This window comes from Paraburkholderia sp. RL18-101-BIB-B (assembly GCF_046026985.1).
Classification (GTDB): Bacteria; Pseudomonadota; Gammaproteobacteria; order Burkholderiales; family Burkholderiaceae; genus Paraburkholderia.
The window spans coordinates 161,082-174,867 of record NZ_JARESV010000011.1; the positions used below are offsets into that span (position 1 = coordinate 161,082).

General features: G+C 63.6%; 12 protein-coding genes. 9 read left to right on the forward strand and 3 right to left on the reverse strand.

The genetic code is table 11. The annotated features are described in order from the left end of the window. Positions 1 to 57 precede the first annotated feature (57 nt). Positions 58 to 729 (reverse strand): DedA family protein, encoded by a 672-nt coding sequence (locus P0D73_RS18555; protein WP_132375981.1) that lies wholly within the window; start codon positions 727 to 729, stop codon positions 58 to 60. Between the two features lie 206 nt (positions 730 to 935). On the opposite strand from P0D73_RS18555, the gene mutL reads away from it, so the two are divergent. Then, positions 936 to 2,993 carry a DNA mismatch repair endonuclease MutL gene (gene mutL, locus P0D73_RS18560; protein ID WP_408432439.1) on the forward strand — a complete coding sequence of 686 codons (2,058 nt, stop codon included), beginning with the start codon at positions 936 to 938 and terminating at the stop codon, positions 2,991 to 2,993. A 33-nt stretch (positions 2,994 to 3,026) separates the two neighbouring features. Continuing rightward, the gene (gene miaA / locus P0D73_RS18565; protein ID WP_408283390.1) at positions 3,027 to 3,974 is read left to right on the forward strand and encodes a tRNA (adenosine(37)-N6)-dimethylallyltransferase MiaA; all 948 of its coding nucleotides are present in this window, start codon (positions 3,027 to 3,029) and stop codon (positions 3,972 to 3,974) included. A gap of 63 nt (positions 3,975 to 4,037) precedes the next feature. On the opposite strand, the gene purM is transcribed toward miaA, so the two are convergent. Further along, positions 4,038 to 5,105 (reverse strand): phosphoribosylformylglycinamidine cyclo-ligase, encoded by a 1,068-nt coding sequence (purM, locus tag P0D73_RS18570; RefSeq protein WP_408253817.1) that lies wholly within the window; start codon positions 5,103 to 5,105, stop codon positions 4,038 to 4,040. A 110-nt stretch (positions 5,106 to 5,215) separates the two neighbouring features. Here purM and P0D73_RS18575 point away from each other — a divergent pair, with 110 nt between their 5' ends. The 7 genes from P0D73_RS18575 (at position 5,216) to panB (ending at position 11,520) form a co-directional block, all read left to right on the forward strand. After that, complete coding sequence (locus P0D73_RS18575; protein ID WP_408178858.1) at positions 5,216 to 6,292, forward strand: AI-2E family transporter; 1,077 nt, start codon at positions 5,216 to 5,218, stop codon at positions 6,290 to 6,292. A 73-nt stretch (positions 6,293 to 6,365) separates the two neighbouring features. Continuing rightward, a complete protein-coding gene (gene hda, locus P0D73_RS18580; protein WP_132375986.1) occupies positions 6,366 to 7,136 on the forward strand; it encodes a DnaA regulatory inactivator Hda in 771 nt (256 codons plus the stop codon). Then, the gene (locus P0D73_RS18585) at positions 7,129 to 7,815 is read left to right on the forward strand and encodes a histidinol-phosphatase (RefSeq protein ID WP_132375987.1); all 687 of its coding nucleotides are present in this window, start codon (positions 7,129 to 7,131) and stop codon (positions 7,813 to 7,815) included. The genes hda and P0D73_RS18585 overlap by 8 nt, the downstream gene beginning before the upstream one ends. Continuing rightward, entirely contained in the window at positions 7,812 to 9,395 is a 1,584-nt protein-coding gene (pcnB, locus tag P0D73_RS18590) for a polynucleotide adenylyltransferase PcnB (RefSeq protein ID WP_408432441.1), read from the forward strand. The genes P0D73_RS18585 and pcnB overlap by 4 nt, the downstream gene beginning before the upstream one ends. A gap of 48 nt (positions 9,396 to 9,443) precedes the next feature. Then, positions 9,444 to 9,989 (forward strand): 2-amino-4-hydroxy-6-hydroxymethyldihydropteridine diphosphokinase, encoded by a 546-nt coding sequence (folK, locus tag P0D73_RS18595; RefSeq protein WP_132375989.1) that lies wholly within the window; start codon positions 9,444 to 9,446, stop codon positions 9,987 to 9,989. Further along, entirely contained in the window at positions 9,986 to 10,666 is a 681-nt protein-coding gene (locus P0D73_RS18600) for a deoxynucleoside kinase (protein ID WP_408178861.1), read from the forward strand. Before folK ends, P0D73_RS18600 begins: the two co-directional genes overlap by 4 nt. A gap of 38 nt (positions 10,667 to 10,704) precedes the next feature. Beyond that, positions 10,705 to 11,520: a 3-methyl-2-oxobutanoate hydroxymethyltransferase gene (gene panB, locus P0D73_RS18605; protein ID WP_408432443.1), complete on the forward strand. Its 816-nt coding sequence runs from the start codon at positions 10,705 to 10,707 to the stop codon at positions 11,518 to 11,520. Positions 11,521 to 11,864: 344 nt separating this feature from the next. On the opposite strand, the gene pabB is transcribed toward panB, so the two are convergent. Then, positions 11,865 to 13,781: an aminodeoxychorismate synthase component I gene (gene pabB / locus P0D73_RS18610; protein WP_408432445.1), complete on the reverse strand. Its 1,917-nt coding sequence runs from the start codon at positions 13,779 to 13,781 to the stop codon at positions 11,865 to 11,867. Between the last annotated feature and the right edge of the window lie 5 nt (positions 13,782 to 13,786).

A 13,786-nucleotide genomic window follows, 5' to 3' on the forward strand; every position in this document is an offset into this window, starting at 1 on the left:
GGCGTCGCGAGATTCGCGACGCCGTTTTTTCATCTGGCTAGCAGTGCGATAAAAACGTCAGTGGCTACCCGGATTTGACGCGTTCTTACGCATCATCTTCCACACTGCGCCAAGCACGACGGGCACGATCGCCGCGCCGATACCCACCAGCACGATCACATTCAGATACTGACGGATAAACGGAATGTTGCCGAAGAAGTAGCCGAGCAGCGTCAGCAGCAACACCCAGAAAAACGCGCCGGCAAAGTTGAACAACTGAAACCGGCTCACCGTCATTTCCGATGCACCCGCAACGAACGGCGCAAAGGTCCGCACCACCGGAATGAAACGCGCGAGCACGATGGTTTTGCCGCCATGCTTCTCATAGAAGTTGTGCGTCTTCTGCAGCGCGCTGCGATCGAGAAAGCGTTCGAGGAAAGGAATGTGCGAATTGAACACCCGCGGCCCGATGGCTCGCCCGATCATATAGTTCACGGTATTGCCGCCGATGGCCGCCACGAGCAGCAGCACGATCAGCAAACCAATGTTCATCTCGCCGGTCGCGCAAAAAGCACCGCCGATGAACAGCAGCGAATCGCCTGGCAAAAACGGCAGAATGACGAGCCCGGTTTCGCAGAACACGATCAGAAACAGCACCGCGTAGACCCAGGCGCCGTACACGTGAATAAAGTCTCCGAGGAACTTGTCGATGTGCAAGACAAGGTTGACGAAATGTAGCAACGTGTCCAAAGAGAATCCTTTATTAAGCGAATGTGACGGTGGCGGAAACGGCCGTATCAACAGGCCTGTTAGCGATGGCGGCAAGCCCTCACTCGCCGCCGGAAATTGACCGCGTCATGATACAGAAAGTGCCCCGCTACAATTAAAAAACTCCCGCGTTGGGGTGCGCTTGCCCGCGCTACAGGCTTGTCGCGCCGAATCGCTATAATTTCGCCATGTCCGAATTCTCCGAAACGCCTGCCGGCCTCGACGCCGCGGCCGCGATTTCCGCCGCCGCGCCCGCCCCACGCCCGTTACGCGCGATCCAGCCCCTTCCCGATCAGTTGATCAGCCAGATCGCCGCCGGCGAAGTGGTCGAGCGGCCGGCCTCGGTCGTCAAGGAACTGCTGGAAAATGCACTCGATGCGGGCGCGCAGTCGCTGCGCATCCTGCTCGACGAAGGCGGCGTCAAGCGCATCTCGATCACCGACGACGGCTGCGGCATCCCCGAGAACGAACTCGTGCTGGCGCTGATGCGCCACGCCACCAGCAAAATCCGCTCGCTTGCCGAACTGGAAGCGGTTGCTACGCTGGGTTTCCGCGGCGAGGCGCTGGCCTCGATCGCCTCGGTCGCGCAGATGACCATCACGAGCCGCACGGCCGACGCGGCGCACGCGGTGCGCGTCGACGCGGAAACCGGCGTGCTGAGCCCCGCAGCCGGCACTCAGGGCACCACGATCGAAGTCCGCGAGTTGTACTTCAATACGCCGGCGCGCCGCAAGTTTCTGAAGAGCGAGCAGACCGAACTCGGCCATTGTCTCGAACAGATTCGCCGCGCGGCGCTGGCGCGGCCGGATGTCGCGATTTCGGTGCTGCATAACGGCAAGGCGGTCGAGCACTGGAACGCCAGCGAGCCGCCGGTGCGGGTTGCGAAGATTCTCGGCGAGACGTTCGCGACGGCCCACCTGCCGCTCGACGAATCCGCCGGACCGCTTGCCGTCTACGGTTGCGCGGGCCTGCCGACCGCGAGCCGCGGACGTGCCGATCAGCAGTATTTTTTCGTCAACGGCCGCTTTGTGCGCGACAAGCTGCTCACGCACGCCGTGCGCGCCGCTTATGAAGATGTCTTGCATGGCGAGCGCTATCCGTCCTACGTGCTGTTCCTCGATCTGCCGCCTGAAGCGGTCGATGTGAACGTGCATCCATCGAAGATCGAAGTGCGGTTCCGCGATTCGCGCTCGATCCACCAGTTCGTCTTTCACGCCGTGCAGCGCGCCCTGGCGCGGCATGCGGGCGCATCGCCGGAAACGACGGCGGGCGGGCATGCGGCGCATCTGGAGCCGTCCGTCGGTGGACCGGCTTCGTTTGGCGCAACGCCGCTGGGTGGCGCGGGCGTCGGCGGTGCCAGCTTTGGTGCGGGCAGCGGTGCAAGCGGCACCGGCGGCGGCTTTGGTGGTGCATCAGGCGGCAGCTTCGGAGCGTCGTCGCAGCCCGGCAATACCTGGATGCGCCAGGCGCGCATGACGCAAGGTACGCTGCCGGTCGCGCAACCGCTCGCGTTTTACGACGCGCTCTTCGGCCGCAAAGACACCAACGCCGGCACAGCGGAAGGCGCCACGCTCTTCGAGGCGCGCGATTCGGCCGCCGAATCGCCATCGCCGTACAACACGTCCGCGCCCTACCCGGCTCCCGCTTTTCATGCCGCCGACGAACAGCCGCTCGGCTTCGCACTCGGCCAGATCCACGGCATCTATGTGCTGGCGCAGAACGCGCACGGTCTGGTGATCGTCGACATGCACGCGGCACACGAGCGCATTCTGTACGAGCAGTTCAAAAACGCGTTGGCCGATCGCACGATTGCCGTGCAACCGCTGCTGATCCCGCAATCGATGCAGGCCGACCCGGTCGAAATCGGCACGGTGGAAGAAGAGCGCGATACGCTAGACGCGCTCGGCTTCGACCTCGCCGTGCTGTCGCCGACCACGCTCGCCATCCGCGCGGTGCCGGCGCTGCTGAAAGACGCCGATCTGCAGGTGCTGGCGCGCGCGGTCCTTTCCGACCTGCATGCTTTCGGCGGCTCGCGCGTGTTGACTGAACGTCAGCACGAACTGCTCGGCACGCTCGCCTGCCATCACGCGGTGCGCGCGAACCGGCGTCTGACGCTCGATGAAATGAACGCGCTGCTGCGTCAAATGGAAGCCACCGAGCGCGCCGATCAATGCAATCACGGGCGTCCCACGTGGTATCAGTTGACGCTGTCCGATCTCGATCGGTTGTTCATGCGTGGTCAGTGACGTGACGCTGTTTCAACGGGCGCCCGCTTGCCCATGACTTCACGCCTAGCCACAGTTGTTCCGTGCCTGCTCGGCCCGACCGCATCCGGCAAAACCGCTGCCGCGCTGGCGCTCGCCGCGCGGCGCCCGGTGGAAATCATCAGTGTCGATTCGGCGCTGGTCTATCGCGAGATGGATATCGGCACGGCCAAACCGACCGCTGAAGAACGCGCGGTGGCGCCGCATCATCTGATCGATATCGTCGATCCGACCGACGCCTATTCCGCCGCGCAATTTCGCGCCGACACCTTGCGGCTGACCGGCGAGATCCATGCGCGCGGGCGTCTGCCGCTGCTGGTCGGCGGCACCATGCTGTACTACAAGGCGCTCACGCAAGGGCTCAACGATTTGCCCGCCGCCGACGCAGACGTGCGCGCCACGCTAGATGCCGACGCCGCACGCGAAGGCTGGCCTGCCCTGCACGCGCGGCTTGCCTCGGTCGATCCCGTGACGGCCGCGCGCCTCGCGCCGAACGATTCGCAACGGATTCAGCGGGCGCTCGAGGTTTTCATGCTGACCGGACAGACCATGTCCGCTTTGCTGGCCGAGCCCGCTCGACAGGACGACGCTGCGGCCGCGTGGCGCTTCGTGCCGATTGCGCTGGAGCCGTCCGAGCGCAGCGTGCTCCATGCGCGCATCGAGAAGCGCTTCGATGCGATGCTGGCCGGCGGTTTCGTCGATGAAGTGGTGAAGTTGCGCGAACGCGGCGATTTATCGCCCGAGATGCCGTCCATGCGCTGCGTGGGCTACCGGCAGGTCTGGGAGTATCTGGATGGCGCCGTCGATTATTCGACCATGCGCGACAAGGGCGTCTTCGCGACGCGGCAGTTATGCAAGCGGCAGCTCACATGGCTGCGCAGCATGACAGAGCGCTTAGTGGTGGATTGCTGCGATCCGCACGCGACGGCGCGGGTGCTTGAAGCGATTGAAGCGTTGCTTTGAAATTGTGAAGCTTTGAACTCGCGCGGCGCCAACTATCGCACACCGCGCGGGTCCCAACAGCCTTTAGACCACGACAGTCTGAGCTTCACCGGCCGCGCTTTCGCGAATCACGCCGATCTTCCAGACTTGCTCACCGGCAGCCGACAGCAGACCGATCGCCGCATCAGCATCCGCAGCGGACACGATCACAGCCATGCCGATACCGCAGTTGAACACGCGGTGCATTTCCGCATCCGCCACACCGCCGTGCTTTTGCAGCCACGAGAACAGCGGCGGCAACGGCCAGCCGCGATGATCCAACTCAGCCGTCAGGCCTTCACGCAGCACGCGCGGAATATTCTCGACGAGGCCACCACCGGTGATGTGCGCCATGCCCTTGACAGCGATCTGCTGCATCAGCGCCAGCAGCGGCTTCACGTAAATGTGCGTGGGCGCCATCAGCGCGTCGGCGAGCGACCGGCCGTCGAAATCCGCGTTCAGATCAGGCTGCGCGCGCTCGATGATTTTGCGCACCAGCGAAAACCCGTTCGAATGGATGCCGCTCGAAGCCAGACCCAGCACGATGTCGCCTGGGGCGATGGTGCTGCCGTCGATAATCTTGCTCTTTTCCACCGCACCGACCGCGAAACCGGCCAGATCGTACTCGCCGTCCGGGTACATGCCCGGCATTTCCGCCGTCTCGCCGCCGATCAGCGCGCAGCCCGACAGTTCGCAGCCATGCGCGATGCCCTTGACAACCGTTGCCGCCGTGCCCACATCCAGCTTGCCACAGGCGAAATAGTCGAGGAAGAACAGCGGCTCGGCGCCCTGCACGAGAATGTCGTTCACGCTCATCGCGACCAGATCCTGGCCGACGGTGTCGTGTTTGTTCAGCTGAAAAGCGAGACGCAGCTTGGTGCCGACGCCGTCCGTGCCGGACACCAGCACCGGCTCCTTGTACTTCTTCGGCACTTCGAACAGCGCGCCGAACCCGCCGATGCCACCCAGCACGCCGTCGCGCATCGTCTTTTTGGCAAAGGGCTTGATCGCGTCGACAAGGGCGTCGCCCGCGTCGATGTCCACGCCGGCGTCGCGATACGACAGACCTTGGGCCGAATCAGTTGAATTCGGGGCGGATTTCGGTTGATTCATGGGGAAGAGCTCGAAGGTCGGTAAAATGCGATTTTACCCGATGCCGGCCGACTGGCTGGAATTTGCATCATCCTTAATGATCCGGTCGCGACGACACCTGGGAAACAACCTTGCAAGAGAACTCCTCGATTCTGACGCCGGTTCAGCGGCGCGCCTTCATCTGGCTGGCTATCGCGCTGGGCGTCGGCATTCTGCTGTGGCTGCTGAGTCCGGTCCTCACGCCGTTTCTGCTCGGCGCGATTCTCGCGTACATTCTGCAACCGGGCGTCACGTGGATGGTGCGCCGGCGCGTGCCGCGCGGTCTCGCCGCCTTGCTGATGATGCTGCTCTTCACGCTGCTGATGACGCTGCTGGTGCTGCTGGTGCTCGCCGTCATCCAGAAAGAAGGGCCGCAGTTGCGGCAGCAGGTCCCCGTGCTATTCACGCACGTGAACGCCTGGCTGCAACCCAAGCTCGCCATGCTGGGACTCGCCGATTCACTCGATTTCGCCAGCATCCGCGATCTCGTGATGGGGCAACTGGAAGGCAGCGCGCAGACCGTGGCGCTGTATGCGTGGACCTCCATCCGCACGAGCGGCAATGTGATGATGACGCTGGTCGGCAACGTGGTGATGGTGCCGCTCGTGCTGTTCTACCTGCTGTACGACTGGAACCGCATGCTCGCCCGCGTGCAGATCGTGGTGCCGCGCCGCTGGCTCGACAAGACGCTGCAACTCGCGCACGACATGGACCAGATGCTGTCGCAATACCTGCGCGGCCAGTTGCTCGTGATGGGCGTGCTCGCCGCGTACTATGCGATTGCGCTGAGCCTCGCGCGCTTCGAGATCGCGTTGCCGGTCGGTATTTTCACGGGGCTCGCGGTGTTCATCCCGTACATTGGTTTTGCCACCGGCCTCGCGCTGGCGCTGCTCGCGGCGCTGCTGCAATTCGGCGACTGGTACGGCTTCGGCGCGGTGGCGGTGATTTACGGTGTCGGCCAGATCCTCGAAAGCTTTTTTCTCACGCCGCGCCTTGTCGGTGAACGGATCGGCCTGCACCCGCTCGCGGTGATTTTCGCGTTGCTCGCGTTCGGGCAGTTGTTCGGCTTTTTCGGCGTATTGCTGGCGTTGCCGGTCAGCGCGATTCTGTCGGTCGCCATGCGCGAGTTGCGGCAAAGCTATCTGACGAGCACGCTTTATAACAACTGATTGCTCTTTGACTATTTCGGCCCGTTCTGCGGGCCATTTGCGGCCCAAGCCTCATTTTCGGCATTCACCTACTGTGCTTCGTCAACTGACGCTCGATCTCGGCACCCCGCCGCCATCGACATTCGACAATTTCTTCGCCGGTGCCAACGCGGAGCTGGTCACGCGCTTGCGCGAGCTCGAGAACGCGCTCGCCGCCGGGCCGGTCGCCGATCGCACGTTCTACATCTGGGGTGAGTCCGGCAGCGGCCGCACGCACCTGTTGCAGGCGCTCGTGCACGAAGCGTCGCCGGGGCACGCGCGTTTCGCCGGCCCGCAGAGCAGTCTCGCCGCCTTCAGCTTCGACCCGCGCGTCGCGCTCTATGCAATCGACGATTGCGACGGCCTGTCGGCCGCGCAGCAGATCGCCGTCTTCAACCTGTTCAACGAAGTGCGCGCGCATCCCACCAGCGCGCTGGTCGCCGCGGGCAACGCGCCGCCCATCGGCATGACGGTGCGCGAGGATCTGCGCACGCGCCTCGGCTGGGGACTCGTGTTCCATCTCGCGCCGCTGCCGGACGAAGGCAAGGCCGCAGTGCTGAAACACGCGGCGCGCGAGCGCGGCATCATGCTCGCCGACGACGTGCCGGCCTACCTGCTCACGCATTTTCGCCGCGACATGCCGAGTCTGATGGCGCTGCTCGACGCGCTCGACCGCTTCTCGCTCGAACAGAAACGTGCGGTCACGCTGCCGCTGTTGCGTACCATGCTGGCTTCGCCGGACGCCGAAGAACGGCGCGCTGTGCCGACCTCAGCGGCCTCATCCGCGTCATCCGCCGCTTCAAGTAAAATAGGCCCCCATGGCTAACCTCGCACTCTTCGACCTCGACCACACGCTCATCCCCACCGACAGCGACCACGAATGGGGCCGCTTCATGGTGAAACACGGCATGGTCGACGCCGAAAATTTCGCCCGTGAAAACGACCGCTTTTTCGCCGACTACAAAGCCGGCAGGCTCGACATTCACGCCTATCTGATCGCCATGCTCACGCCGCTGTCGAAGTACACGCGCGCGCAGCTGGCCGACTTCCACGCGCAGTACATGCACGAAGTCATCAAGCCGGCGATTTTCCCCGTCGCGCTGGAGCTGGTGAAGCAGCACCGCGAAGCGGGCGACCTGTGTTGCGTGGTCACCGCCACCAACGAATTCATCACCCGCCCGATCGCTCAGGCATTCGGCGTCGACACGCTGATCGCCTGCGAAGCGGAAACCGTCGACGGCGAGCCGCATTCGCCGTACACCGGCCGCCCCACCGGCACGCCGAGCTATAAGGAAGGCAAGATCGTGCGCACCGAAGCATGGCTCGCCTCGCTCGGCAAGACGTGGAGCGACTTCGAGCGCAGCTATTTCTATAGCGATTCGCACAACGACATTCCGCTGCTCGAAAAAGTCACGGACCCGATCGCGACCAATCCGGACGACACATTGCGCGCCCATGCGCAGGCCAAAGGCTGGCGCATCCTCGAACTCTTTCAACCCTCGTGATCAAAAAACTTATCCGCAAGCTATTCGGCCAGGACTCGGCGCCCGCTGACGACAGCCTGCCCGCCGAAGCCGAAGCAGACGAAACCGGCAGCGCACCGGCGCACGCATCGTCAAGTGCCAGCAAGGCGCGCCGCAAACCCGCCCGCGCGCCCGTCAAGACCGTGCGTGACCCAGACGTGCCGGTCATCATTCCGCACGACGTGCACGGCATCGACCAGGCGCTAATCTCGAGGAACGCGATTCGCGTCACCGAAGGTCTGCAACAGGCGGGGCACCGCGCGTTCATCGTTGGCGGCGCGGTGCGCGATCTGCTGCTCGGCATCAAGCCGAAAGACTTCGACGTCGCCACCGACGCCACGCCCGAGCAGGTGCAGAAGCTGTTCCGCCGCGCGCGCATCATCGGCCGCCGGTTTCAGATCGTGCATGTGCAGTTCGGCCAGGAAATCATCGAGACCTCGACGTTTCGCGCACTGGTCGATCCGCCCGCGGCAGACGCGCCTCCGGCCCGTCGCCTGAAACGCGACGAACTCGACCGCCGCACGCACGCGGTGGACGCAAGCGGCCGCGTGTTGCGCGACAACGTGTGGGGCGAGCAGCACGAAGACGCCACGCGCCGCGACTTCACGATCAACGCGATGTACTACGATCCGGCCACGCAAACCGTGCTGGACTATCACAACGGCATGGCCGACATGCGCGCGCGTCTGTTGCGCATGATCGGCGACCCGGCCACGCGGTATCGCGAAGATCCGGTGCGTATGCTGCGCGTGGTGCGTTTCGCGGCGAAGCTCGACTTCGAGATCGAGGACAGCACGCGCGAGCCGATCGCCAACATGGCCGATCTGATCAACAACGTGCCCGCCGCGCGTCTCTTCGACGAGATGCTCAAGCTGATGCTGTCGGGGCATGCGCTCGCGTGTTTGAAACGCCTGCGCCAGGAAGGCCTGCATCATGGCCTGCTGCCCTTGCTCGACGTGGTGCTCGAGCAACCTATCGGCGAGAAGTTCATCACGTTGGCCCTGAACAACACGGATGCCCGCGTGCGCGCCGGCAAGCCGGTGTCGCCGGGCTTCCTGTTCGCCACGTTGTTGTGGCACGACGTGCAGCAGCGCTGGCAAAAATTTGAAGCGAACGGCGAATATCCGGTACCCGCACTGCATCGCGCGATGGACGACGTCCTCGACATGCAGACGGAGAAACTCGCGATCCACAAGCGCTTCTCGTCGGATATGCGCGAGATCTGGGGCCTGCAGTTGCGCCTCGAAAAACGCTCCGGAAGAAGTGCGCTGAAGCTGCTGGAACACCAAAGATTTAGAGCGGGGTATGATTTCCTCCTGTTGCGCTGCGAATCGGGCGAACTCGATGAGTCGGTCGGTGCGTGGTGGACGGAGTTCATTGAAGGAGACATCGCCGCACGTGAGGCATTGCTCACGCAAGGCGGGAAGGACCGAAGCCCCAGAAAACGACGGCGGCGCAGCAGTGGCGCCAGAAACCGCAAGCCGGGGGACGGATTGGAGGGCGGTACGCCAGCCGAACGCACAGCCGACGACGCGAGCCATGACGGCCCGCACGAAGACTGACCTAGCGTTCGCTGTTGCCGTCGAACGAAAGTTGCAGGAAGTTATGCCATGACGGTTGCTTATCTCGGCCTCGGCGCGAATCTCGGGGACGCGCGCCAGACCCTGAAAGACGCGGTGGTGTGCCTCGCACAACAGCACACCATCACCGTGCTCGCCAAGTCGAGCCTGTATCGCACTGCCCCGATCGACGCGGGCGGTGACGATTATTTCAACTGCGTCGTGAAGATCGATACGACGCTCCCCGTGCGGCATCTGCTTGCGCTGTGCCACAAGATCGAGCATCAGTTCGGCCGCGAGCGGCCGTTTCGCAATGCCCCGCGCACGCTCGATCTGGACATTCTGCTGTTCGGCGATCAATCGATCGACGAAGCCGATCTGATCGTGCCGCATCCACGTTTGATCGAACGCGCTTTCGCGCTGGTGCCGCTCATCGAGATCGACCCCACGCTGGTCATCCCGCAACATGGCCGCGCCGAAGCGCTGCTCAGCGGCGTGAGCGATCAGCGCATCGAGAAGGTGAAGGGGCCTTGCCAGTGTCCTATGCTCAATGCATTGGCCGCCGAGAGCACGCCACCCAAAGGCCGCTGCGAATGAATTCAACGCCGCTCACCGTCACGGCGCCGCAACTGCGGCCTCCGTTCGGCTATCTCGCGATCGAAGGGCCGATCGGCGTCGGCAAGACGTCGCTCGCACGCCGCCTCGCGCAGCGCTGGTCGATGCACGAACTGTTCGAACGGCCGCAGGACAATCCTTTCCTCGAACGCTTTTATCGCGACACCGCGCGTTACGCGTTGCCCACGCAACTGCACTTTGCCTTGCAGCGCGCGCAGCAGGCGCAGGACGTGAGCGCGGCGCACCTGTCGGGCACGCCGCTGATCGCCGATTTCATGACGCAGAAGAACGACATCTTCGCGCGTCTGACGCTACAGGAAGACGAGTGGCAGTTGTATCGCGCGCTTGCCACGCGGATCGACGTCAACGCGCCGGCGCCCGACTTCGTGGTCTATCTGCAGGCGAGTCCCGAGGTGCTGTTCGCGCGCATCCAGAAGCGCGCGGTGCCAATGGAGCTACAGATTTCCGACGCGTATCTGCACGCGCTGTGCGACGCGTACAACGAGTTTTTCTATCACTACGACCGCACGCCCGTGCTGACGGTCAACGCCGAACACCTCAATCCGCTCGACTCAGACGCGGACCTTGCGCTGCTCGCCGAACGCATCGAAACCATGCGCGGCCGCAAGGAGTTCTTTGTCAAGGGCACGTCGCTGTAAGCGGCGCCGCCACCTCTCTTTTCTCAACGGATTGACCCATGACCTATTTGCAGGAAGCGAGCCGGAACGCCATCACCGTGCCGAAACTGCAGGCAATGCGCGATGCCGGCGAAAAAATCGCCATGCTCACCTGCTACGACGCGAGCTTTGCCGCGCTGCTGGATCGCGCGGGCGTCGACGTGCTGTTGATCGGCGACTCGCTCGGCAACGTGCTGCAAGGCCAGACGACCACCCTGCCCGTGGCGCTCGCCGACATCGCGTATCACACGGCTAGCGTGGCGCGTGCGCGGCCCGCGGCGCTAATCGTGGCCGACTTGCCGTTCGGCACCTACGGCACGCCGGAAGACGCCTTCAGAAGCTCGGTGGAGTTGATGCGCGCCGGCGCGCAGATGGTGAAGCTCGAAGGCGGCGAATGGCTCGCGGACACGGTGCGCTTCCTGGTGGAACGTTCGATTCCCGTATGCGCGCACGTCGGTCTGACGCCGCAATCCGTGCATGCGTTCGGCGGCTTCAAGGTGCAAGGCAAAACCGAGGCGGGGGCGACGCAGTTGATGCGCGACTCGCTCGCCGTCCAGCAAGCCGGCGCGCAGTTGATCGTGATGGAAGCGATTCCGACGCTGCTCGCGAGCGACGTGACGAAGCAGTTACGCATTCCGACGATCGGCATCGGCGCGGGCGTGGATTGTTCGGGTCAGGTGCTGGTGCTGCACGACATGCTGGGCATTTTCCCCGGTAAACGGCCGCGCTTTGTGAAGGATTTCATGCAAGGGCAGCCAAGTATTCTGGCGGCCGTGGAAGCGTATGTGGCCGCAGTGAAGGATGGTTCGTTTCCTGGGCCGGAGCACACGTTCTGAGTTTCAAGCGATAGAGAATGCGGCGGAACGGGCGTCTTCGCGCCCGTTTTGAGACCAATCGGATATCGTATGCAAAGCTGGTTGTCTGTCTTCGTCTTCCTGTTAATGCGGCTTGGCCGCGAGCCGGGGAGAGACCACCATGAGCCCATTTTGCCTGATCGATGTAGCGGGAATCCGCGACCCCGCCACCGTACCGCATGACGTGCGGAAATCCGCCTGGCATGCGCGCCTGACCGGCTGGATGGCTCGGCTACGGCATATTCTTCACGGCTGAAGCGCGCAGACAGGCGAGCCGGCGCCGCGTTTCCTGCTGCTGCCGTTAGCGGCTTACTCTCTCGCCTCTCTCAGTCCACAATCCGCGCCGGTACCGCGCCTCGCAGCGCATTGCACACCATTAGCGCTTCGGCGTTTTGCAAATCCGTCCGGCTCAGCACACGTTCGGCCACCTGCAAATCCGACACGTCCTCGAGTAGAACGCCGCGCATCACGCCGGGTAGTACGCCCGACACAAGCGGCGGTGTCCACCAGCGCCCACCCAACTTCACCAACACATTCGAACGGCCGCCTTCGGTCAACTCGCCTTGCGCGTTGAAGAACAACGTATCGAATGCGCCCTTCGCTTCGGCTTCGCGCCAGCCGCGATCGTATTCGGCGCGGCGCGTCGTTTTGTGGCGTAGCAGCGGGTCGGCGGCGTCGGTTGCCGGGAAAGCGTGATCGGGTCCAAGCAGCACGCCGACTGTCGATTCGGCTAGCGGCGTCAATACCGCGGCAGTGATCTGTATCGTGCCGTTTTTGCTCAACGCAAGCCGCATGCGATGCGGCGTGTGCGCAGGCAGCGACGCACACTTCGCCGCGATCTCTGCGCTAATGGCGTTTGCGTCGTCAAGTTTGAAGCCGAGCGTCGCGGCGCTCGACGAGAGCCGTGCGAGATGGCGTGATAGATGCCGCACGCCCTCTTCGCGTGTCGCATACATCGTTTCGAATAGCTCGAAACCCGGCTCGGCGCCGGTCAGAAAGCTGGCCTTCAATTGGCACTCCGCATATTCGTCTGTGGCGATGCTGTCGAGCACGATGCCCGCGCCGACGCCCATCTTGCCTTCTAGTTGGCCAGTTTGTGTCGAGTGGCTCAACGTCAGCGTGCGGATCGCGACGGATAAGCAGAAGTCGCCACAGGCGGTCTGGTTTGCTTCGAGCGTGGTTGTGTCTGTGGGATCAGCAGCCGATGAAGGCGCATCCAGCCAACCAATCGCGCCGGTATAGAGCCCGCGTGGCGTGCTCTCGAGTTCATCGATCAACTGCATCGTGCGATGCTTCGGCGCGCCGGTGATCGAGCCGCAGGGAAACAACGCGCGCAATATTCCGGCGAACGACGTGCCGGGCCGCAACGTCGCATGCACCGTCGAGGTCATCTGCCACACCGACGCATACGGCTCGACCGAAAACAACGCCGGCACTTTGACCGAGCCTGTTTGCGCGACCCGCGACAGATCATTGCGCAACAGGTCGACGATCATCACGTTTTCGGCACGGTTTTTTGGATCGTTGCCGAGGAATTCGGCAGCGCGCCGGTCCGCCGCCGAGTCGTCCGAGCGCGGCGCCGTGCCTTTCATCGGCCGCGCACGCAACATCGCGCCCTGCTTCTCGATGAAGAGCTCCGGTGAGCAGGACAGCACCCACTGTCCGCCCGGTAACACGATCAGCGCGCCATACGGCACCGGCTGACGCGCCCTCAACCGCCGATACAGCGCGGTCGGCGAGCCGAATACGTCGAACCCGAGCCGATACGTGTAGTTGACCTGATACGAATCGCCCGCGCGCAGGGCCGAGTGAATTGCATCGATCGCCGCATTGAATTGCGCCGTGTCGACGCTCGCGCGCACGTTGGCCGTACCCGCCACTGATGGCTCGGCCGTGCCTTCGTCGCGCGCCATGAGCCACGCGTCGACCTCTTCGCGAGCAAGCTTCTCGCAACGTTCGAACAATAAAAAACGCAGCGTGGCATCGCCACGCTGCGTTTTCAGAGACCGGTGTACTTCTCCGTCGAGAAGATTCCGGCCGAACTCATAGTCGGCGAGCACGACGGCATGCAAACCTCGCTGCGTCTCAGCGACCACGGTCTCGCACACGGCTTCGAGCTGCGCGGCATCCGCACACACCCGTTCATGCACAAAACCCGTGTACAGACGACTCGAACGGCGCGCCGCCGTCGCGTCGCAATCGTCGAGCAACGCGAACACCGCGTCGCGCTCATCTGCCGTCATACCTA

Coding starts and splice junctions, on each gene's coding strand:
- mutL (WP_408432439.1), top strand. CDS start 936: ATGTCCGAATTCTCCGAAACGCCTGCCGGCCTCGACGCCGCGGCCGCG.
- miaA (WP_408283390.1), top strand. CDS start 3,027: ATGACTTCACGCCTAGCCACAGTTGTTCCGTGCCTGCTCGGCCCGACC.
- purM (WP_408253817.1), bottom strand. CDS start 5,105: ATGAATCAACCGAAATCCGCCCCGAATTCAACTGATTCGGCCCAAGGT.
- P0D73_RS18585 (WP_132375987.1), top strand. CDS start 7,129: ATGGCTAACCTCGCACTCTTCGACCTCGACCACACGCTCATCCCCACC.
- folK (WP_132375989.1), top strand. CDS start 9,444: ATGACGGTTGCTTATCTCGGCCTCGGCGCGAATCTCGGGGACGCGCGC.
- P0D73_RS18600 (WP_408178861.1), top strand. CDS start 9,986: ATGAATTCAACGCCGCTCACCGTCACGGCGCCGCAACTGCGGCCTCCG.
- panB (WP_408432443.1), top strand. CDS start 10,705: ATGACCTATTTGCAGGAAGCGAGCCGGAACGCCATCACCGTGCCGAAA.
- pabB (WP_408432445.1), bottom strand. CDS start 13,781: ATGACGGCAGATGAGCGCGACGCGGTGTTCGCGTTGCTCGACGATTGC.